We start from the raw sequence: 20,321 nt of genomic DNA, 5'->3' as shown, positions 1-20,321 counted from the left end.
CGCGTGCCGACGCTGGCGCTGCCGCCCCGACGGACAAGCCGGCCGACGGTGCCGCACCTGCTGCCGCAGACGGCCCGAAGGCCGCCGTGAAGCGCGTGCGCAAGGCCGTCGCCCCTGGCGACGCCAAAGGAGAATAAAAATGCTGCAACCCTCTCGTCGCAAGTTCCGTAAGGAACAGAAGGGCCGCAACACGGGCATCGCCACCCGCGGTGCGAACGTGTCGTTCGGCGACTTCGGACTGAAGGCCACCGAGCGCGGCCGCCTGACGGCACGCCAGATCGAGGCGGCGCGTCGCGCGATCTCCCGCCACGTGAAGCGCGGCGGCCGCATCTGGATCCGCATCTTCCCCGACAAGCCCATCTCGCAAAAGCCGGCGGAAGTCCGCATGGGCAACGGAAAGGGTAATCCGGAGTACTACGTCGCCGAGATCCAGCCCGGCAAGGTGCTCTACGAGATCAACGGCGTTCCCGAAGAGCTCGCGCGTGAGGCGTTCACGCTGGCCGCGGCCAAGCTGCCGTTGCGCTGCACCTTCGTCTCGCGCCAGATCGGCGCCTGACGCTTCGGAGTAATCGACATGAAAGCATCTGAACTTCGCGCCAAGGACGTCGCGGCCCTCGAGCAGGAGGTCAAGGATCTGCTCAAGGCCCACTTCGGCCTGCGCATGCAAAAGGGCACGCAGCAACTGGGCAACACCGCCAGCCTGCGTCTGACCCGTCGTGACATCGCTCGCGCCAAGACCATCCTGGCCGAGAAGAAGAAGGGAGCCGCGCAATGACGACTCAAGAGACCGTCAAGAACACGCGCACCCTCGTCGGCCGCGTGGTCAGTGACCAGCGTTCCAAGACGATCACCGTGCTGGTCGAGCGTCGCGTCAAGCACGAGCTCTACGGCAAGATCGTGGCGCGTTCGCGCAAGTACCACGCGCATGACGAGAACAACGAATACAAGCTCGGCGATCTGGTCGAGATCGCCGAAGGCCGGCCGATCTCCAAGACCAAGGCCTGGGTCGTGACCCGACTGGTCGAGAAGGCCCGCGTGGTCTGAGCCTGACTCGCTGTCCAGGGCTTTGATCGGCCTGCGACGAATGCGACCGGTACGCTGGCATGCTGGCGCACCGGTCGTTTTTCCTTTCGGACCCCCTTCCCTTCCTTCATCAGGAGATGTGCGATGCTGAAAGTCGGTGACAAGCTGCCCGAGGGCGCTCTGCAGGAGTTCATCGAGGTCGAGGGCGAAGGCTGCTCGCTCGGTCCGAACACTTTCGAAATCGGCAAGTTGACCGCAGGGAAGACCATCGCCGTCTTCGCCTTGCCGGGGGCCTTCACGCCCACCTGTTCGGCCCAGCACGTGCCGGGCTTCGTGAAACACGCCGATGCATTCAAGGCGGCCGGCGTCGACGAGATCTGGTGCTTGTCGGTCAACGACGCGTTCGTCATGGGCGCCTGGGGCCGGGAGCAGAGGACCGGTGGCAAGGTCCGCATGATGGCGGACGGTAGCGCGGCGTTCACACAGGCAACAGGCCTCACGCTGGACCTCAACGCCCGCGGCATGGGACTGCGGTCGCAACGCTACTCCATGCTGGTCGTCGACGGTACCGTCAAGACGCTGAACATCGAGGCGCCAGGCAAGTTCGAGGTGAGCAATGCGGAGACGCTCCTGGCGCAGGCTGGGGCGCTGTGAGCCCGGCCGTTGCGCACACGGGTTGGCGAATGACAACGCTTGACACGATGCCTGTGGTCGCAGATAATTCTTAGCTTCGCCGAACGTCGGCTTGGGATTGCGGGGCCAGAGAGCCCCGCCGGGTCGCTCTGGCCCGAATCGCCCAAGGTGGCCTCGGTCTCGCCCTAACCAGAGGGGGTCTTGCGACAACGCAGGCGCCCGATGACGGGCCCAAGACTGCTCACAAGCGACCCATGGTGGGTCGGGCGCGAGACAAGTTGGGGACGGACAATGATTCAAATGCAATCGCGGCTCGATGTCGCGGACAACACGGGCGCGAAAAGCGTCATGTGCATCAAGGTGCTCGGCGGCTCCAAGCGCCGCTATGCCGGCATCGGCGACGTCATCAAGGTCTCCATCAAGGAGGCTGCGCCGCGTGGTCGAGTCAAGAAGGGCGAGGTCTACAGCGCCGTGGTCGTGCGCACCGCCAAGGGTGTGCGTCGCCAGGACGGCTCGCTGGTCAAGTTCGACGGCAATGCCGCCGTGCTGCTGAACGCCAAGCTCGAGCCGATCGGCACCCGCATCTTCGGCCCGGTGACCCGCGAACTGCGGACCGAGCGCTTCATGAAGATCGTGTCGCTGGCCCCCGAGGTCCTCTGAGCGACTGCGAGGAACACACCATGAACAAGATTCGCAAGGGCGACCAGGTCATCGTGCTGACCGGTCGCGACAAAGGCAAGCGTGGCGCCGTAGCGTCGCGCGTCGACGCCGATCACCTGCTGGTTGATGGCGTCAACATCGTGAAGAAGCACGTGAAGCCGAACCCGTTGAAGGGTTCGACCGGCGGCATCGTCGACAAGACCATGCCGATCCACCAGTCCAACGTGGCGATCTACAACCCTGCGAGCGGCAAGGCCGATCGCGTGGGCATCAAGCTCCTGGCTGACGGCAAGAAGGTGCGCGTCTTCAAGTCCAGCGGCGACGAGATCAAGGCTTGAGGCCGAGGTAAGCAATGGCTCAACAACAGACAGCTCGTCTTCAGCAGCATTACCGCGACAAGATCGTCGCCGATCTGGTGGCCAAGTTTGGCTACAAGTCGGTGATGCAGGTGCCGCGCCTGACCAAGATCACGCTCAACATGGGTGTGAGCGAGGCCGTGTCGGACAAGAAGGTCATGGAGCACGCCGTCGGCGACCTGACCAAGATCGCCGGCCAGAAGCCCGTGGTCACGAAGTCGAAGAAGGCGATCGCCGGCTTCAAGATCCGTGATGGCGTGCCCATCGGCTGCATGGTCACGCTGCGTGGCGTGCGCATGTACGAGTTCCTGGATCGCTTCGTGACGATTTCGCTGCCCCGCGTGCGCGACTTCCGCGGCATCTCGGGCCGCTCGTTCGATGGTCGTGGCAACTACAACATCGGTGTCAAAGAGCAGATCATCTTCCCCGAGATCGAGTACGACAAGATCGACGCGCTGCGTGGGATGAACATCAGCTTCACGACGACCGCGAAGACCGACGACGAATGCAAGGCGCTGCTCGCCGCATTCAAGTTCCCGTTCAAGAACTGAGGTGGCCTGTGGCAAAACTTTCGATCAAGCAGCGTGAGCTCAAGCGTGAGCAGCTGGTCGCCAAGTTCGCGAAGAAGTACGCAGAGCTGAAGGCCATCATCAACGACGCGGGCAAGTCCGACGAAGAGCGCTACACCGCGCGTCTGGCGCTGCAGAAGCTGCCGCGCAACGCCTACCCGTCGCGCCTGCGTAACCGCTGCGAACTGACCGGCCGCCCCCGCGGCACCTTCCGCACCTTCGGTCTGGCGCGCAACAAGATCCGTGAACTGGCGTTCAAGGGGGACATCCCCGGCGTCGTCAAGGCCAGCTGGTAAGCCGGCACGCGAACGTACAGGAGAAAACCCATGAGCATGAGTGATCCCATCGCCGACATGCTGACCCGCATCCGCAACGCGCAGATGGTGGAGAAGGCTGTCGTGGTGATGCCGTCGTCGAAGCTGAAGGTGGCGATCGCCCAGGTCCTGAAGGACGAGGGTTACATCGATGCCTACGCCGTCAAGGGTGAGGCCGAGAAGCCGCAACTCGAGATCGGCCTGAAGTACTACGCCGGACGCCCTGTGATCGAGCGCATCGAGCGCGTGAGTCGTCCGGGCCTGCGCGTCTACAAGGGCCGTCACGAGATTCCCCAGGTCATGAACGGCCTGGGCGTGGCGATCGTGACGACGCCCAAGGGCGTCATGACGGACCGCAAGGCCCGCGCTGCCGGTATCGGCGGCGAGGTCCTGTGTTACGTCGCCTGACGCGAAGGAGCTGAAGAATGTCTCGCGTTGGAAAGATGCCGATCGCCGTCCCCAAGGGTGTGGACGTGGCGATCAATGCTGATCAGATCAGTGTCAAGGGCTCGCTCGGTACGCTGGTGCGTCCGGTGAACCGGCTGGTCTCGGTCAAGAATGAAGACGGCAAGCTGAGCTTTGCGCCGGCCGATGAATCGGCGGCTGCGAATGCGATGAGCGGCACGATGCGCGCGCTGGTGGCCAACATGGTCAATGGCGTCAGCAAGGGCTTCGAACGCAAGCTGACGCTGGTGGGCGTGGGCTTCCGAGCCCAGGCGCAAGGTGCCAAGCTGAACCTGCAGGTGGGTTTTTCGCACCCGGTCGTGAAGGACATGCCGGCCGGGATCAAGGTCGAGTGCCCGACGCAGACCGAGATCGTGATCAAGGGGTCCGATCGCCAGGTGGTCGGTCAGATCGCTGCCGAAGTGCGGGCCATCCGCCCGCCCGAGCCCTACAAGGGCAAGGGCATCCGGTATGCCGAAGAGAAGGTCTCGCTCAAAGAGACCAAGAAGAAGTAAGGAGCAGCTCGATGTTGAACCGCAAAGATCAGCGCCTGCGTCGCTCCAAGCAGACCCGTGTGCGCATCGCCTTGCAGAAGGTGGCGCGCCTGACGGTGTTCCGTTCCAACCTGCACATCTACGCCAGCGTCATCTCCGACGACGGCTCGAAGGTTCTGGCCAGCGCCTCGACCGCCGAGAAGGAAGTGCGTGCTCAGCTGGGCGCCGCAGGCAAGGGTGGCAACACCGAAGCCGCAGCCTGATCGGGAAGCGCATTGCCGAGCGCGCCAAGGCGGCGGGCATCGAGTCGGTCGCGTTCGACCGCGGCGGCTTCGCGTATCACGGTCGCGTGAAGGTCCTGGCCGAAGCGGCGCGCGAAGCTGGCCTGCAGTTCTGAGTGCGTTTGCGCACCTTGACTGCACTGCACATCGAAGGAATCTGACATGGCAAAGTTTCAACCCCGGATCGCTGACGACGGTCGTGACGACGGTCTGAAGGAAAAGATGATCCAGGTGAACCGCGTGACCAAGGTGGTCAAGGGCGGTCGCACCATGAGCTTCGCGGCATTGACCGTGGTCGGCGACGGCGATGGCCGTGTCGGCATGGGCAAGGGCAAGGCCAAGGAAGTTCCGGTCGCTGTGACCAAGGCAATGGATGCGGCGCGCCGCGACATGGTCAAGGTCAGCCTCAAGAACGGCACCGTGCACCACAACGTGACCGGCGAGCACGGCGCAGCCAAGGTGTTGCTGGCGCCGGCAGCGCCGGGAACCGGCATCATCGCCGGCGGTCCGATGCGCGCGGTGTTCGAAGTGATGGGCGTGACCGACATCGTGGCCAAGAGCCTCGGGTCGTCCAACCCGTACAACATGGTGCGCGCGACCTTCAATGCGCTGCGCCGCTCGACGACACCGTCGGAAGTCGCCTCGAAGCGCGGCAAGTCGGTCGAAGAGATCTTCAACTGAGCCGCCAGGGGAACGACATGACGGACAAGAAGACGGTCAAGGTGAAGCTGGTGCGCAGCCCGATCGGCACCAAGGAGTCGCACCGTGCGACGGTTCGCGGTCTCGGCCTGCGCCAGATCGGCAGCGAGCGCGTGCTCGAAGACACGCCCGCGGTGCGCGGGATGATCAACAAGGTGAGCTACCTGGTTCAAGTGCTGTAAGGCGCGGACGGACCTGGAGAAGACGATGGAACTCAACACGATCAAGCCCGCCTCGGGCGCCAAGCATGCCAAGCGCCGTGTCGGCCGTGGTATCGGCTCCGGCCTGGGCAAGACCGCGGGTCGCGGCCACAAGGGTCAGAAATCGCGTGCCGGTGGCTACCACAAGGTGGGCTTCGAAGGCGGGCAGATGCCGCTGCAGCGTCGCCTGCCCAAGCGGGGCTTCAAGTCACTGACGCTGAAGTACAACGCGGAGGTCACGCTGGCTGACCTGCAGGTGCTGGCGGCTGACGAAGTCGACGTCCCTACGCTCAAGCAGGCCGGTCTGGTCGGCGAGCGCGCGAAGGTGGTCAAGGTCATCAAGTCGGGTGAGCTGAGCAAGAAGGTCGTGCTCAAGGGCATCGGCGCTACCGCCGGCGCCAAGGCCGCGATCGAGGCCGCAGGCGGCTCGGTGGCCTGAGGCTGCGTGTCCGCACGACTCTAGGATCCCTGCGTGGCAACCAACGCGAATCAACTGGCCAAGAGCGGCAAGTTCGGCGACCTGCGTCGCCGGCTTGTCTTCTTGCTGCTTGCGCTCGTCGTCTATCGCATCGGCGCTCACATTCCGGTGCCGGGAATCGACCCGAACCAGTTGCAGCAGCTCTTCAAGGACCAGCAAGGCGGCATCCTGAGCCTGTTCAACATGTTCTCGGGCGGGGCACTGTCGCGCTTCACGGTGTTCGCGCTGGGGATCATGCCGTACATCTCGGCGTCGATCATCATGCAGCTGATGACCTACGTGGTGCCGACCCTGGAGGCGCTGAAGAAAGAAGGCGAGGCCGGCCGTCGCAAGATCACGCAGTACACGCGCTACGGCACGCTGGGTCTGGCGATCTTCCAGTCGCTCGGTATCGCAATCGCTCTCGAAAGCTCTGCTGGGCTGGTCATCTCGCCGGGCATGGGTTTCCGCCTGACGGCGGTGGTGAGCCTGGTCGCCGGCACGATGTTCCTGATGTGGCTCGGCGAGCAGATCACCGAGCGCGGTCTGGGCAACGGCATCTCGATCATCATCTTCGCGGGTATCGCGGCCGGCCTGCCGAGCGCGATCGGCGGACTGTTCGAACTGGTCCGCACCGGCGCGATGAGTATCGTCGCGGCGCTGTTCATCATCTCGATCGTGATCGCGGTGACCTACCTGGTCGTGTTCGTCGAGCGAGGCCAGCGCAAGATCCTGGTGAACTACGCGAAGCGTCAGGTGGGTAACCGTGTCTACGGCGGGCAGTCGTCGCACCTGCCGTTGAAGATCAATATGTCGGGCGTGATCCCGCCGATCTTCGCGTCGTCGATCATCCTGCTGCCGGCCACCGTGGTGGGCTGGTTCGCCACGGGCGACGGCCTGCGCTGGCTGAAGGATCTGGCGGCGCTGCTGTCGCCGGGGCAGCCGATCTACGTGATGCTCTACGCCGCGGCGATCGTGTTCTTCTGCTTCTTTTACACGGCGCTCGTCTTCAACAGCCGCGAGACGGCTGACAACCTGAAGAAGAGCGGTGCGTTCATCCCGGGCATCCGGCCGGGGGAGCAGACCGCGAAGCACATCGATCGCATCCTCGGTCGCCTGACGCTCGGCGGCGCGGTGTACATCACTGCCGTGTGCCTGCTGCCTGAGTTCCTCGTGCTCAAGTACAACGTGCCGTTCTACTTCGGCGGTACGTCCCTGCTGATCATCGTCGTCGTGACGATGGACTTCTGGGCCCAGGTGCAGTCTTATGTGATGTCCCAGCAGTACGAATCGCTGCTGAAGAAGGCCAATTTCAAGGCCAGCTGAACAGGAACGGTTGACGAAAACACATGTCGAAAGATGACGTCATCCAGATGCAGGGCGAGATCCTCGAGAACTTGCCCAACGCGACCTTCCGTGTGAAGCTGGAGAATGGGCACGTCGTGCTCGGTCACATCTCCGGCAAGATGCGCATGCACTACATCCGCATCCTGCCCGGCGACAAGGTGACCGTGGAATTGACGCCCTACGATTTGAGTCGTGCTCGCATCGTCTTCCGGGCGAAGTGAGAACAGAGCAACACCCGGAAGAGCGCAAGAGGTCAAGGAGAAGGTCATGAAGGTAGCTGCATCCGTCAAGAAGATGTGCCGCAATTGCAAGGTCATCCGTCGCAAGGGTGTGGTGCGCGTGATTTGCACCGACCCGCGCCACAAGCAGCGCCAGGCTGATCGCTCGGCGACGCGACTAGTTAGAGGACGAACATGGCACGTATTGCTGGTATCAACATTCCCCCGCAGAAGCACGCCGAGATCGGCTTGACCGCGATCTACGGCATCGGTCGCACGACCGCGCAGAAGATCTGCGACAGCTGCGGCATCGCCCGCGACAAGAAGATCAAGGATCTGACCGACGGCGACCTCGAGAAGATTCGCGAGGAAGTCGGTCGCATGACGATCGAAGGCGATCTGCGTCGCGAAACCACGATCAACATCAAGCGCCTGATGGACCTGGGCTGCTATCGCGGCTTCCGTCACCGCCGCGGCCTGCCGATGCGCGGTCAACGCACCCGCACGAACGCCCGCACCCGCAAGGGCCCGCGCAAGTCGGCCGCCGCGCTGAAGAAGTAAGCACATCCGCCGCGACGCCCCGTCCGACGAACCGCTCAGATTGAAGAGAGTCAAGCATGGCCAAAGCACCTAATACCGCCGCACAGCGCGTGCGCAAGAAGGTCCGCAAGAATGTGTCGGACGGCGTTGCGCACGTTCACGCGTCGTTCAACAACACCATCATCACGATCACCGACCGCCAGGGCAACGCGCTGGCCTGGGCATCGAGCGGTGGCCAGGGCTTCAAGGGTTCGCGCAAGTCGACGCCGTTCGCCGCCCAGGTGGCTGCGGAAGTGGCCGGTCGTGCCGCGCAGGACCAGGGCATCAAGAACCTCGAAGTCGAGATCAAGGGCCCCGGTCCGGGCCGTGAGTCGTCGGTGCGCGCGCTGGCCGCGCTGGGTATCCGCATCGTGTCGATTTCCGACGTGACGCCGGTCCCGCACAACGGTTGCCGCCCGCAGAAGCGTCGTCGCATCTGAGCCGCGTGTTAGGCCCGGGCGACCGGGCTACAATACGCAGTTACCCGATTCGCCGGTGGGCACTTCAGTGCACGCCGGCGGTTTTCGTTGAAGCCGCAAGGCTTCGCTAAGCCCACCGTCTGGCTGTCCAAGAAGAGCGACCCTAGAGCGCTCGAACCCCCGGCCAGACTTGCGTGAGGCGCGGCCCCGGCCGCTCCCCACGTCAGAGAACCAAGGAAGCAACGTGGCACGTTATCTGGGTCCCAAGGCCAAACTGGCCCGCCGTGAAGGCACCGATCTGTTCCTGAAGAGCGCGCGTCGCGCCATCGGGGACAAGTCCAAGTTTGAAACCAAGCCGGGCCAGCACGGCCGCACCTCTGGCTCGCGCACCTCCGACTTCGGTCTCCAGCTGCGCGAGAAGCAGAAGGTCAAGCGCATGTACGGCGTACTCGAGCGCCAGTTTCGCCGCTACTTTGCCGAGGCCGAGCGCCGCAAGGGCAACACCGGTGCGAACCTGCTGCTGCTGCTCGAATCGCGCCTGGACAACGTGGTCTATCGCATGGGTTTCGGTTCGACCCGTGCCGAGGCCCGCCAGCTCGTTTCGCACAAGGGCATCACCGTGAACGGTGAGGTCGTCAACATCGCGTCCTACCTGGTGAAGACCGGTGACGTCGTCGCCGTGCGCGAAAAGGCCAAGAAGCAATTGCGGGTGACCGAGTCGCTCAAGCTTGCCGAGTCGATGGGCCTGCCCGCGTGGGTGCAGGTCGATGCGACCAAGCTCGAGGGCGTATTCAAGAAGTCGCCCGACCGCGACGAGTTCGGTTCGGACATCAACGAATCCCTGATCGTCGAACTGTATTCGCGTTGAATTTACAGCGCGCTGCGGCGGTGTCCGGCCTATGGCCCGCGCCGCCCGGCGCGCAAGCGCTTTCCCGGTCCGGGTTCTACGTCGCCGCCAGGCGCGTCGTCTCCGGTGCTCCATCAGCCTTATCGGTGTAACGAGCCGAGGGTAATGACAGGAAGACCTGATGCAAACCAATCTGCTGAAGCCCAAAGCCATCAACGTCGAGCCGCTGAGCGCCGCCAAGGGCGCCCACCGCGCCAAGGTCACGCTCGAGCCCTTCGAGCGCGGCTATGGTCACACGCTGGGCAATGCCCTGCGCCGCGTGCTGCTGTCGTCGATGGTGGGCTACGCGCCGACCGAAGTCACGATCGCGGGCGTGCTGCACGAGTACTCGGCGATCGACGGTGTTCAGGAAGACGTGGTCCACGTCATGCTGAACCTCAAGGGTGTGGTGTTCCGCCTGCACAACCGCGATGAAGTCACGCTGGTGCTGCGCAAGGAGGGTGAGGGTCCCGTCAAGGCCGGCGACATCCAGACCCCGCACGACGTGGAGATCATCAATCCCGACCACGTGATCACGCACCTGTCGCAGGGCGGCAAGCTCGACATGCAGATCAAGGTCGAGAAGGGCCGCGGCTATGTGCCGGGCACGATGCGCCGCTTCGGTGACGAGCCGACCAAGTCGATCGGTCGTATCGTCCTCGATGCGTCGTTCTCCCCGGTTCGCCGCGTGAGCTACACGGTCGAAAGCGCGCGTGTCGAGCAGCGCACGGACCTGGACAAGCTGGTCATGGAGATCGAGACCAACGGTGCGATCACGCCGGAAGAGGCGATCCGCGCCTCGGCCAAGATCCTGGTCGAACAGCTGGCCGTGTTCGCGCAGCTCGAGGGCCAGATCAACGACATCTTCGACGCCCAGCCCGCACAGCGCAGCACGCAGTTCGATCCGATCCTGCTGCGTCCGGTCGACGAGCTCGAGCTCACCGTGCGCTCGGCCAACTGCCTGAAGGCCGAGAACATCTATTACATCGGCGACCTCATCCAGCGCACCGAGACCGAGCTGCTGAAGACGCCGAATCTCGGCCGCAAGTCACTCAACGAGATCAAGGAAGTGCTGGCCTCGCGGGGGCTGACCCTGGGCGGGCGCCTTGAGAACTGGCCGCCGCAAGGCCTGGACAAGCGCTAACGCCAGCCCCCATCAGCCGGCCCTGAAAGCTCGGCATCGGATGACGAGCGCGCGTGTCGCGTTCGATCACGCACCCGCCAGTACCTGATCCGGCTGGCGGTCATTAGCAAGTCAGAAAGCAAGTCGAAAGGACTTCACCATGCGCCACCGTCACGGACTCCGCAAGCTCAATCGCACCTCCGAGCACCGCCTCGCGATGCTGCGCAACATGGCCAACTCGCTGATCCAGAGCGAAGCCATCAAGACCACCGTCCCCAAGGCCAAGGAGCTGCGCCGCGTCGTTGAGCCGCTGATCACGCTGGCCAAGGAGCCGACGCTGGCCAACCGCCGCCTGGCCTTCGATCGAACCCGCGATCGCGATGTCGTCGCCAAGCTGTTCAATGACCTCGGTCCGCGCTACAAGGCGCGCCCGGGCGGCTACACCCGCATCCTGAAGATGGGTTTCCGCGTCGGCGACAACGCGCCCATGGCCTTCGTCGAACTCGTCGATCGCCCCGAGCCTGCGGCCCAAGCGCCGGCCGAGGCGACCGAGTAAGGCGGGTTGATGGTTGGGGCTCCGGGCCGGTGAATCCGCCCGGAGCGCTCGCAACGAGGTTCTGCAAGGCCAGCCATCGTGCTGGCCTTCTTGCTTTCCGTGCCCGCCGGCGCGAGGCGATGGGGACGGAACCGTCAGGAATGACGCAGGGTCCGAACTTCCGATAGCGCTTCGATGACCATGACAGGCTACTCTGCAGGGATTGGCTGCCGACCCTTCCGACCCTCGTTCGACCTGACCGCATGCCCCCCGTGACGCCCATCCGATTCCTGCGCACGCTGCTGCTGTGGCTGACTGCGCTGCTCCCCTTGTTTGCTGCAGCGGCTGAGGATTTCCTGCCGCCCGAGCAGGCCTTTCGCTTCGACGCGCGGGTCCTCGACGGCAAGTCGATCGAGATCGGCTTCGTCGTGGCGGACGGCTATTACCTGTACCGCGAGCCCTTCAAATTTGAAGCACAGGGGGGCGGGGTGGTGCTCGGCGCGCCGGAAATTCCTTCCGGGACGGTGAAGTTCGACGAGACCTTCGAGAAGGATGTCGAGACCTACCGCGGACGCGTGGCGATCCGTTTGCCGGTCGATGCCGCACCGGCGTCCTTCCAACTCGTCGTCACCAGCCAGGGTTGCGCCGATCAGGGGTTGTGCTATCCACCGATGCAGAGCGTGGCCGATGTGCGGCTGGCGGGTTTCGGTGGAGACGGCAGTGTTCGCGTGCCGGCGGACGGTCGCGGGCTCGATGGCGCCCTCGCCGCATCGCGCGCATCGGCCTCCATGGCGGGGGCGAGCCGCAGTGGAGACGCGGCCATCGACCATGCGTTGCGCAGCGGCCGCTTCTGGCTTGTGGTCTTCGCGTTCTTCGTCGCGGGGTTGCTGCTGTCGTTCACACCCTGCGTGCTCCCGATGCTGCCGATTCTGTCGTCGCTGATCGTCGGGCAGGGCGGTCAGGCTGTGGCGCGCTCGCGCGGACTGCTGCTCGCCGGCGCGTATTCGCTCGGCATGGCCTTGGTCTACACCGCGCTCGGCGTGGCCGCGGGTCTGGCAGGCGAGGGCCTGGCGGCGGCCTTGCAGAACGCCTGGGTGCTGGGCGCGTTCTCGCTGTTGCTGGCGCTGCTGGCCCTGTCGATGTTCGGTGCCTACGAATTGCAATTGCCAGCGGTGCTGCGCGACCGCCTTGCCGCGTCTTCGGGGCGACTGCAGGGTGGGCGGCTGGCGGGCGTGTTCGCAATGGGCGGCGTGTCCGCGTTGATCGTCAGCCCCTGTGTTGCTGCACCGCTGGCCGGCGCCTTGCTGTACATCAGCCAGACGCGCGACGTGCTGCTGGGCGGCAGCGCGCTGTTCTCGCTGGCCGCCGGCATGAGCGTGCCGCTGCTGCTGCTCGGTGCGTCGGCCGGGGCCTTGCTGCCGCGCGCGGGGGCGTGGATGGAGAGCGTCAAGCGCTTCTTCGGCCTGTTGCTGCTGGCCGTTGCCTGGTGGATGCTCAGCCCGGTCGTGCCCGCGCCGCTCGCCGTCGCCGGCTGGGGCGTGCTGCTGATCGGTGCCGCGGTGTTCCTGCATGCCTTCGACCGCCTGCCGGAGATCGCCGGCGCTGACCTGCGGCTGGTCAAGGGGCTCGGTCTCGCGCTGGCCGTCGCAGGCGCCACGCAGATCGTCGGCGCTGCGGCCGGGGCGCAGGACGCACTCAAGCCCCTGCAGCCTTTCGTCGTCGGCATCTCCCCAGCTGCGGCTGCGGCGTTGCCTGGCAACGCGATAGCCGCGACGCACGACGGCGTGAGCTTCCGGCGTGTCAGCACGGTCGAGGAACTCGACGCCGCGGTCCGTGGCGCCGGTCGACCGGTGATGCTCGACTTCTACGCCGACTGGTGCGTGAGCTGCAAGGAGATGGAGCGCTTCACCTTCACCGATCCGGCCGTGCAGGCGCGGCTCGGCAAGGCCTTGCTGCTGCAGGCCGACGTGACGCGCAACAGCGAGTCGGACCGGGCGCTGCTCAAGCGCTTCCAGCTCTTCGGCCCGCCGGGTATCGTGTTCTTCGATGCCGGTGGCCGTGAGCTCGAAACGCGTGTCATCGGCTTCCAGAATGCCCAACGCTTCCAGCAGAGCCTGCAGTCGGCGGGCCTGTGAACTGGCGCGACGCAACACGCGCGTGCTATACTTTTGGTCTCAGTCGCGGGGTGGAGCAGTCTGGTAGCTCGTTGGGCTCATAACCCAAAGGTCGTTGGTTCAAATCCAGCCCCCGCAACCAAGATCAACAGGCGCCAGCCTTTTCAAAACGCCCACCGCTCGGTGGGCGTTTTGCTTTGTGCCGCACTCGGTGGACTCGTCGACTTGCGGCTCATCGAGCTGCGTCGTGTTTCGGCATCTCGCTCTCGTGCCAGCGACCGAGCAGCCATTTCGACAGGCCCGAGAACACGAGGAAAATCGCCACACCGAGCAGCGACACCAGCAGCAGCGCGGCGAACATCAAGGGCGTCTCAGTGCGGAAGCTGGCCTCGAGAATGCGCGAGGCGAGTCCGGTGTCTCGCCCGGCTGTGCCGGCGGTGAACTCAGCGACCACTGCGCCGATGAGGCTCAGGCCACCGGCGACTTTCAGGCCCGCCATGAAATAAGGCAGTGCGCTGGGCACGAGCAGGAAACGCAGTCGTTGCCAACGTGTCGCGCCGTACAGCGTGAACAGATCTCGCAAGCGTGCGTCGGCACTCTTCAGGCCGATAGTGGTGTTCGCCAGGATCGGGAAGAAGGCGACGATCCACGCGCACAGCAGCAATGCCAGCGTGGTGCTTTCGACGTAGATCAGGATCAACGGCGCGATGGCGATGATCGGTGTCACCTGCAGCACGACGGCAATCGGGAACAGCGCCACTTCCACCCAGCGCGACAGCGCGAACGCCACCGCCAGCAACACGCCGCCCAGCACGGCTGCGCCCAGCGCCAGCAGCGTCAGCTTGACGGTGAACCAGAGTGACGGCCCGAGCGTGTCCCAGCGTTCGATCAGCGTCCTGAAGATCAGCGACGGCGCCGGCAGGATGTAGTGAGGCACCTTCTGAATGTGGACGACGAGTTCCCAGGTCACCAGCAGCGCCACGATCAGCGCCGCCGGCACGATCGCGCGCAAGGCACGCGCCCGCCATGCCGCGGGCTGCGGGGAGGTATCTGTGCGGGGGCGAGCGACCGGCATCGTCGCAAGCTCAGTCGGGTCCCACCGCAACGCCTTCGACCGCGCGGCGCAGCGCCCGCGAGACCGCGACACATTGTTCGCCGTAGTGCGCGGCAGTCCGGAAGGCCTCGCCGCGCAGTCCGCGCCGCTCGATGCGGATCTCTTCGCGGAGGCGGCCGGGAGCGGGGCCCATCAACAGCACGCGGTCGGCCAGGTAGACCGATTCGTAGACGCTGTGCGTCACGAACACCATCGCGAAGCCTTGCTCGGCCTGGATCGCCAGCAGATCGTCGTTCAGCCTCTGGCGCGTCAACTCGTCAAGGGCGCCAAAGGCTCGTCCATCAGCAGCAACTGCGGCCGCAGCGCCAGGGCTCGGGCGATCGACGCGCGCATCTTCATGCCGCCCGACAACTCGTGAGGGTAGGCCTTCGCCGCCGCCGTGAGGCCGACCCGGTCCAGCGCCGCGTCGATCGTGGTGGCCGCCGCGGCCCGTGTTCGGCCTTGCAGGCGCAACGGCAGCCACACGTTGTCGGCCACAGTCGCCCATGGCATCAAGGTCGGCTCCTGGAACACGAAGCCGAGCTCCGGCGCGCTGCCGCCGGCCCAGGTCACGGTGCCCGACCCCGGCCGCTCCAGGCCGGCGATCAGCCGCAGCGCCGTGGTCTTGCCGCAGCCCGAAGGTCCGAGCACGCTGACGGTCTCTCCGGCGCGCAGATCGAAGCTCAAGCGGTCGAGGGCCACGATGCCATTGGGGTAGCGCAAACCCAGTTCGCGCAGGCTCAGCAAAGGGGGGGCGTCAGCAGCGTTCATGCGGGCAGCGCCAGCGGTATACGAGCGGCCGGATTGTTGTTGGGCGCCTGGGGTGGCGCTCCAAGCCCGGATCAGGCCTGCGGCAACTCTGCGGCACGCAGCGGCGGGACTGCCGAACCGGTCTTCTTCTGCGCCAGGTCGACTCCGTGGCGCACGGCGATCAACTCGGCCAGGATCGACACCGCGATCTCGGCCGGCGTCCTGGCGCCCAGGTGCAGACCGACAGGGCCGTGCAACCGGTCGATCTCGCCAGGCGACAGGTCGAACAGCGCAAGGCGCTCCTTGCGCCGCGCTGTGTTGTCGCGCGACCCCAGCGCACCCACGTAGAAGGCGGGCGACTTCAGCGCCTCGAGCAGCGCCAGGTCGTCGAGCTTGGGATCGTGCGTCAGCGCCACCACCGCGCTGTGCGGGTCGAGTGCCAATTCGACGACCAGATCGTCCGGCATCGCCGTGCTGAAACGGCAGCCCGGCACGTCCCAGCCCAGGTGGTACTCCTCGCGCGGATCGCAGCAGATGACCTCGAAATCCAGAGCCAGCGCCATCTGCGCCAAGACGCGCGTCAGCTGCCCGGCGCCGATCATCACCAGGCGCCAGCGGGGACCGAACAGTGCACGAAGCGTGTGGCCGTCGAAGCTGAAGGCCTCGCCGCGCGAAGCGGTCTCCAGGGTCACGCTGCCGCTGGACAGGTCGAGGCGGCGAGCCACCAGTTCGTGGCGCGCGGTGCGTGCCAGGAGCTCGTCGATCCAGGCGACCGAACTCAGCGGCTCCTGCAACAGGCGCAGATTGCCGCCGCAAGGTAGGCCGAAGCGGGCCGCTTCCTCCTTGCTCACACCGTAGTTCACGAGCGCCGGTGTGGCGACGCGCTCGCCATGCCGCACGCGGTCGATCAGGTCGTCCTCGACGCAGCCGCCCGATACCGAGCCGACCACTTGGCCGTCGTCGCGCAGGGCCAGGAGCGCGCCCGGCGGCCGGGGCGCCGAGCCCCAGGTTTCCAGCACCGTGACCAGCCAGACGCGCCGGCCTTCAGCGAACCAGCGGCGTGCCTCGGTCAACACTTGCAGGTCGAGACTGTCCATCGTGCACTCGGCGGTCGGGACGTGGACGCGAGGCTCGCGTCGCGCACCCGCGGACGATCAGTCCGCGCTGCTGGTTTCGCTGGTTTCTGCGGCGGCCGCCGCAGCTGCAGCGGCGGCGAGCTTCTTGCTGCGCGGATTCTTCTCGCACAGGGGCTCGCAGACCGGCTGGCTGCGTCCGAGCACCTTTTGCATGGTGCGTCGGTTGGGGGGCTGGTGGGCGCCGCAGAAGAAGCAGGACATGGTGTTCGTCGCGCCCGAGAACGCGCCGGGGCGCGGAGAGAACGGCGAGCCTGGGGCCTTGCTGGTGTAGCGAAGCCCGTCCTGCTGGATGCGGGTCGTGGTGTCTTTGCGTGAGGCCATACCGCTATTGTCTCAGGCTCCGGGCCCTTTTGTCGGCGCGGGGCAACCCGCAGCGAGCGAAAGCGGGTTTCCGGGTCTGCGGCAGGCCCTCGCTCGGTCAGCGCCGAGTCAGCACGATGGCCAATTCTGCCAGGTGCTGGACGGGTGCGGAACGCGAGCGTAGGGCGGGCGAGGCCAGTCCCAGCGATCGCCCGGCAGCAGCGCCCGCAGCGCGTTCACGTCCACGTGATACGGGGGGCCCTCGATCAGGCCCTGGCCGGCGCTTTCCCGCAGCGCCTGCATCGCCAGCAGGGCCAGCGTGCCGCCCGGACGCAGCCACGCGTGCAGTCGGGCGAAGTAGGCCACCCAGTGGTCGGGATGCAAGGCGCACAGACAGGTCTGTTCGTAGACCGCGTCCAGCGGCGCTGTGGGTTGCCAGGTCAGCACATCGGCCTGCACGACCTCCGCGGCCAGGCCCGCCGCGGCGAGCCGGCCCTGAGTGAGGCGCACGGCGCCGGGCGCGTAGTCGATGGCGGTGACCGAAAAGCCGCCGCGTGCGAGCGCCACCACCTCATGTCCGCTGCCGCAGCCGGGCACCGCAATGCGCCCCGGTTTCAGGCTGCCGTCGCCCAGCCAGGCGGCAAGCTGCGGACTCGGTGCTCCACGATCCCAGGGCAACTGCCCGGCGTCGAAGCGCTGCTGCCAGAAGTTGAGGTCGGGACCGCTCATGTGAGCCAGTCTAGGGCTTGCCGCGGTGGCCGACGAGCGCCGCCGTGGCAGACGCCACGGCGCGGCGCGCTCAGCCGTCGATCGCGCGCACCAGGGCTTCGGTTGCGGGCAGCGAAAGATTGAGCAGACGGGCGATCGCGGCCAGATCGTCGGGAACCGCAGGATTGTCCCAGCCGCGCACGGGATCCTCGGTGTGGCGGGCCAGCCGGATGGCCAGCACCACGTTCTGCACCTGGGGTTGGGCAGCCTGGCTGTTGTCGTCGGCGATGCGTACCAGCAGTTCGGGCAGCGCCCAGGTGTGCATCAGGGCTTGTTGCAGCGCGAGCAGGTCGATATTCAGCAGCTGGCGTTGTGCATGGTCTGAGCGCAGCGTCGGGTCGGCGCGCTGACGGCGGGCAATCTCGAGCGCCAGAGCCGGCGCGTGGCACCACAGCAGCATCTCCGCGAAGTCATGCAGCAGCGCCGCCAAGTGGAGGACCTCTGCATCGTCGTCCATGCGGTGGACCGCAAAACCCAGCGAGAAGTTGGCCGCGCGGTGCGCACGCCGCATCACGCGCTGCAGGCCGGCCAGGGCCTCCGGCTGGCTGGCCAGGTGCACCTCGATCTGCGCCATGCCGTTGAATGTGTTGAAGAACGGGCCGATCCCCATCATCACCAGCGCCGCCGTGACCGTCTCGGGCCCGCTGTTGTCGCCGCCGTCCCGCCGGCGGCGCAACTGGGCCACGGCCGCGAGCAGCTTCAGCGACATCAAGGGGTCCTGCCGCACTGGCTCGGCGAGCTGGTGCGCGTCGACATCACCGCGGGTGGCTTCCACACGTTCCAGCAACTCCAGCTCCTCCGCCGTGGCCGCCAGCACCGGGATCGGCGCGTCACTGAACCAACGGGTCCAGGCGGGCAGGTCGGGCAAGGCGTGGGTGAGCATGGGGAGGGTTCCGGGCGATGCGTGGTTATCGGCCGCTGAATCCCTGTCTGTAGGGGGCGGGTGCGTTTGGCGGCACTGGCAGGACCCTGAAAACAAGAAAGCCTCCGGACCGCAGATGGCGCCGGAGGCTGGGCGGGGGACTGCGCCTGATCAGTTCGACAGCGGGAGTTCGCGCCAGTTCAAGCGCCTCAATCCGACAGGGAGACCGAAATTGAGATCGTTCTTGCCCAACTCACCCTTCTCGTCGCCGCGGATCGCCGTCATCTTGCCGTCGACCTTCACGAACTTGAAGTCGGTGATAAGGCTGGTCGTCTGGATATACGAGACAACCGTGGAGTTCTCCAGCAATCGAGAGATACCTCTGGAGAAATCCGCTCCGTAGATACGGCTGATGCCCGAGGGGTTGCAGCTGTCGCCACCAGGCAAACTGGGTGTGAAGGCGACGGTGCCGAAGAAGCTGATAGGGTCATTGGTCAGCCGCCATGCCACCGTGTTGCTCGCGTTCTTGCCGAGATCGATGAACCATCCCATGGGGGCGGCCGCCGTGGCGGTGTAGCCCGCCAGGAGATTAGTGTTCTCGACCAGCTTGTCACGACCGATCGGGAACGAGACGCCGCTCGGAAGCGTGGTGTTGAAGGCGACCGCATTGCCATCTGTGATGGCGTAGAAGCTTTGCATCTGGGCGGACCCGATGTCGGTCGAGTCCAGCAGGCGACCGGTGCCGATCATCACCACGCGTTGGCGCGTCGTCGGGTGCACTTCGATCAGAGGCCGCGAAGTCACTGGTTGAGCCCCTTCGGTGGGGTGGCTGAGCGTGGCAAGTCGCAGCGGGGCAGGGTAGCTTCCGGTCGTGCCAGTGACGTTCAGCCGCCAGAGATTGCCGAGCAGATCGCCAGCGTAGATCGCGTCAGCGTAGCCATCGGTGAAGTCGAGCACGTAAGCGTTCGCGTGCGCCAGGCCCGCATCGTTGGCAATCGTCCCCACGCCAGTAGAAACCGCTTCGAGCAGCGCACCCGTCTTGGGATTCACGAAGAACAGGTAGCCTTGACCGTCGGGTGTGTTGTAGCCCGACGTGAAGATCACCGTCCAGCCGTACTTGCGCGTCTTCACGATCATCGGTTCGCCGAACGAATAGCCCATGCGTGAATCGGTGAACTCCCAAAGCACGCGGGCCGCAGCGTCTGCTTCGGAGTTGATTCCGCCCGGATCGGTCACATCGATCGCGTAGAAGCTGCGCCCGCCCTTTCCAAGGCCGCCGACCAGGATCGACCGCCAATCGGACGCCGTCGAGGCCGGCGTGCTGCCTGTCCCGGTCCGGTTGAAGTCCACGTCCTTGACCACCGGCGTGGCGTTCACGAAGAAGCGATGATTGAACGGAGTGCGGCCTAGCGAGGCCAGACCGCTCACATTCGGCGTTCCGTCCGGGCCATTGAATGCTGCATTCGGGATGTAGGCGAAGATCTCACGCCCGGCATCGGTGCCCGAAAGTGCGCCATTGAAAGCGTGGAGCATGCCGTCGTTCGCGCCGACATAAACGACGGTCGGGCGGTTCGCACGGGCCGCTCTGAATGCTCGATAGCCAGGGTTGGTGACGTCCGACAGCGATAGCGAAGGCGGACCGACCGGCAACACACGCGACCCGACGATGTCGCCGAGCAACTCCGTGCGCGTTCGGTAACCGGGGGTCGTCGAGGCCAGTTCGTTCGTCCGATCACCTCGAAGGTAATTCAGATAGTTGACGCTGTCGTCCCCGGCAACATAGCTCGTGTCGAGCAGTGCAAGCTGGGCAGCATTGACTCTTCCGGCGCCGGTGCTGGTAGAGCGAAATGCCACGCCGGTTGCGCCCGCAGGATCCCAGGTCACCACATTTCGGTTGGTGCTCCAGCCCGTGCCGGTGAGCTGCGTCTTCAACTTCTCGGTGGCGCCCCATTGCCGTGTGGGGATGGGGACGCCCGAGCTGAACGACAGCGAGTTCGCCAGCAATTCGCCCGTCCAGCTGTTGTTTTCCGCGTCGTACGAGGCGCTGTAGTGTGCGCGCCG

General features: G+C 65.6%; 29 protein-coding genes, 1 tRNA gene and 2 pseudogenes. 24 read left to right on the top strand and 8 right to left on the bottom strand.

Features of this window, described 5'->3' with window-relative positions:
- Positions 1–139 precede the first annotated feature (139 nt).
- From rplP to x551_RS08705, 24 genes and pseudogenes are all read left to right on the top strand, one after another.
- The gene (gene rplP, locus x551_RS08815) at positions 140–556 is read left to right on the top strand and encodes a 50S ribosomal protein L16 (protein ID WP_011831010.1); all 417 of its coding nucleotides are present in this window, start codon (positions 140–142) and stop codon (positions 554–556) included.
- Between the two features lie 18 nt (positions 557–574).
- A complete protein-coding gene (gene rpmC / locus x551_RS08810; RefSeq protein ID WP_011831009.1) occupies positions 575–775 on the top strand; it encodes a 50S ribosomal protein L29 in 201 nt (66 codons plus the stop codon).
- Positions 772–1,044, top strand: coding sequence for a 30S ribosomal protein S17 (rpsQ, locus tag x551_RS08805; protein ID WP_011831008.1), 273 nt, complete (start codon positions 772–774; stop codon positions 1,042–1,044). Before rpmC ends, rpsQ begins: the two co-directional genes overlap by 4 nt.
- Positions 1,045–1,167: 123 nt before the next feature.
- Positions 1,168–1,677 (top strand): peroxiredoxin, encoded by a 510-nt coding sequence (locus x551_RS08800; protein WP_036232811.1) that lies wholly within the window; start codon positions 1,168–1,170, stop codon positions 1,675–1,677.
- Between the two features lie 270 nt (positions 1,678–1,947).
- Positions 1,948–2,316: a 50S ribosomal protein L14 gene (gene rplN / locus x551_RS08795; protein WP_011831006.1), complete on the top strand. Its 369-nt coding sequence runs from the start codon at positions 1,948–1,950 to the stop codon at positions 2,314–2,316.
- A gap of 20 nt (positions 2,317–2,336) precedes the next feature.
- A complete protein-coding gene (gene rplX, locus x551_RS08790; protein WP_036232806.1) occupies positions 2,337–2,654 on the top strand; it encodes a 50S ribosomal protein L24 in 318 nt (105 codons plus the stop codon).
- Between the two features lie 14 nt (positions 2,655–2,668).
- The gene (gene rplE, locus x551_RS08785) at positions 2,669–3,223 is read left to right on the top strand and encodes a 50S ribosomal protein L5 (protein WP_011831005.1); all 555 of its coding nucleotides are present in this window, start codon (positions 2,669–2,671) and stop codon (positions 3,221–3,223) included.
- Positions 3,224–3,231: 8 nt separating this feature from the next.
- Positions 3,232–3,537: a 30S ribosomal protein S14 gene (gene rpsN, locus x551_RS08780; protein ID WP_011831004.1), complete on the top strand. Its 306-nt coding sequence runs from the start codon at positions 3,232–3,234 to the stop codon at positions 3,535–3,537.
- 30 nt (positions 3,538–3,567) lie between these two features.
- Positions 3,568–3,963, top strand: coding sequence for a 30S ribosomal protein S8 (gene rpsH / locus x551_RS08775; RefSeq protein ID WP_011831003.1), 396 nt, complete (start codon positions 3,568–3,570; stop codon positions 3,961–3,963).
- Between the two features lie 17 nt (positions 3,964–3,980).
- Entirely contained in the window at positions 3,981–4,514 is a 534-nt protein-coding gene (rplF, locus tag x551_RS08770; RefSeq protein ID WP_011831002.1) for a 50S ribosomal protein L6, read from the top strand.
- A gap of 11 nt (positions 4,515–4,525) precedes the next feature.
- A pseudogene (rplR, locus tag x551_RS08765) lies at positions 4,526–4,890 on the top strand (50S ribosomal protein L18).
- 46 nt (positions 4,891–4,936) lie between these two features.
- Entirely contained in the window at positions 4,937–5,455 is a 519-nt protein-coding gene (rpsE, locus tag x551_RS08760; protein WP_011831000.1) for a 30S ribosomal protein S5, read from the top strand.
- Positions 5,456–5,472: 17 nt separating this feature from the next.
- Positions 5,473–5,655, top strand: a complete 183-nt coding sequence (gene rpmD / locus x551_RS08755; protein ID WP_011830999.1) for a 50S ribosomal protein L30 — start codon at positions 5,473–5,475, stop codon at positions 5,653–5,655.
- 25 nt (positions 5,656–5,680) lie between these two features.
- Positions 5,681–6,112, top strand: a complete 432-nt coding sequence (gene rplO, locus x551_RS08750; protein ID WP_011830998.1) for a 50S ribosomal protein L15 — start codon at positions 5,681–5,683, stop codon at positions 6,110–6,112.
- A 33-nt stretch (positions 6,113–6,145) separates the two neighbouring features.
- Positions 6,146–7,456, top strand: a complete 1,311-nt coding sequence (gene secY, locus x551_RS08745) for a preprotein translocase subunit SecY (protein WP_011830997.1) — start codon at positions 6,146–6,148, stop codon at positions 7,454–7,456.
- 23 nt (positions 7,457–7,479) lie between these two features.
- A complete protein-coding gene (infA, locus tag x551_RS08740; RefSeq protein WP_011830996.1) occupies positions 7,480–7,698 on the top strand; it encodes a translation initiation factor IF-1 in 219 nt (72 codons plus the stop codon).
- 46 nt (positions 7,699–7,744) lie between these two features.
- Positions 7,745–7,852: pseudogene (gene rpmJ / locus x551_RS24240) on the top strand (50S ribosomal protein L36); the annotation flags it as partial.
- 38 nt (positions 7,853–7,890) lie between these two features.
- Complete coding sequence (gene rpsM, locus x551_RS08735; protein ID WP_011830994.1) at positions 7,891–8,256, top strand: 30S ribosomal protein S13; 366 nt, start codon at positions 7,891–7,893, stop codon at positions 8,254–8,256.
- Between the two features lie 56 nt (positions 8,257–8,312).
- Complete coding sequence (gene rpsK, locus x551_RS08730) at positions 8,313–8,714, top strand: 30S ribosomal protein S11 (RefSeq protein ID WP_011830993.1); 402 nt, start codon at positions 8,313–8,315, stop codon at positions 8,712–8,714.
- Between the two features lie 223 nt (positions 8,715–8,937).
- Positions 8,938–9,561, top strand: coding sequence for a 30S ribosomal protein S4 (gene rpsD / locus x551_RS08725; RefSeq protein WP_011830992.1), 624 nt, complete (start codon positions 8,938–8,940; stop codon positions 9,559–9,561).
- Positions 9,562–9,721: 160 nt separating this feature from the next.
- Positions 9,722–10,723 carry a DNA-directed RNA polymerase subunit alpha gene (rpoA, locus tag x551_RS08720; protein ID WP_011830991.1) on the top strand — a complete coding sequence of 334 codons (1,002 nt, stop codon included), beginning with the start codon at positions 9,722–9,724 and terminating at the stop codon, positions 10,721–10,723.
- Between the two features lie 139 nt (positions 10,724–10,862).
- Positions 10,863–11,258 (top strand): 50S ribosomal protein L17, encoded by a 396-nt coding sequence (gene rplQ, locus x551_RS08715; protein WP_011830990.1) that lies wholly within the window; start codon positions 10,863–10,865, stop codon positions 11,256–11,258.
- Positions 11,259–11,500: 242 nt separating this feature from the next.
- Positions 11,501–13,372, top strand: coding sequence for a protein-disulfide reductase DsbD (gene dsbD / locus x551_RS08710; protein WP_036232794.1), 1,872 nt, complete (start codon positions 11,501–11,503; stop codon positions 13,370–13,372).
- Between the two features lie 44 nt (positions 13,373–13,416).
- Positions 13,417–13,493 (top strand) — tRNA-Met (locus x551_RS08705).
- A gap of 90 nt (positions 13,494–13,583) precedes the next feature.
- Here the strand turns inward: x551_RS08705 and x551_RS08700 are convergent.
- The 8 genes from x551_RS08700 to x551_RS08670 all read right to left on the bottom strand — a co-directional run.
- Positions 13,584–14,363: an ABC transporter permease gene (locus tag x551_RS08700; protein ID WP_231497658.1), complete on the bottom strand. Its 780-nt coding sequence runs from the start codon at positions 14,361–14,363 to the stop codon at positions 13,584–13,586.
- A gap of 73 nt (positions 14,364–14,436) precedes the next feature.
- Positions 14,437–14,718 (bottom strand): hypothetical protein, encoded by a 282-nt coding sequence (locus x551_RS28150; protein ID WP_310732230.1) that lies wholly within the window; start codon positions 14,716–14,718, stop codon positions 14,437–14,439.
- On the bottom strand, positions 14,715–15,215 hold the full coding sequence (locus x551_RS28145) for an ATP-binding cassette domain-containing protein (RefSeq protein ID WP_310732229.1): 501 nt from the start codon (positions 15,213–15,215) through the stop codon (positions 14,715–14,717). Before x551_RS28145 ends, x551_RS28150 begins: the two co-directional genes overlap by 4 nt.
- A gap of 71 nt (positions 15,216–15,286) precedes the next feature.
- Entirely contained in the window at positions 15,287–16,291 is a 1,005-nt protein-coding gene (locus x551_RS08690; RefSeq protein ID WP_036232791.1) for an XdhC family protein, read from the bottom strand.
- A gap of 57 nt (positions 16,292–16,348) precedes the next feature.
- A complete protein-coding gene (locus x551_RS28140) occupies positions 16,349–16,483 on the bottom strand; it encodes a hypothetical protein (RefSeq protein WP_343252122.1) in 135 nt (44 codons plus the stop codon).
- 276 nt (positions 16,484–16,759) lie between these two features.
- Positions 16,760–17,359 (bottom strand): methyltransferase domain-containing protein, encoded by a 600-nt coding sequence (locus x551_RS08680; protein WP_036232789.1) that lies wholly within the window; start codon positions 17,357–17,359, stop codon positions 16,760–16,762.
- Positions 17,360–17,429: 70 nt separating this feature from the next.
- On the bottom strand, positions 17,430–18,281 hold the full coding sequence (locus x551_RS08675; protein WP_011830983.1) for an HDOD domain-containing protein: 852 nt from the start codon (positions 18,279–18,281) through the stop codon (positions 17,430–17,432).
- A gap of 150 nt (positions 18,282–18,431) precedes the next feature.
- Positions 18,432–20,321: PilC/PilY family type IV pilus protein (locus tag x551_RS08670; protein WP_036248190.1), on the bottom strand; the 1,890-nt coding region annotated here is incomplete at its 5' end.

The sequence above is a fragment of the Methylibium sp. T29 genome (assembly GCF_000576205.1).
GTDB lineage: Bacteria > Pseudomonadota > Gammaproteobacteria > Burkholderiales > Burkholderiaceae_C > Methylibium > Methylibium petroleiphilum.
Note: the sequence above shows the minus strand (reverse complement) of the source record. Positions and strands in the feature narration are given on the sequence as shown.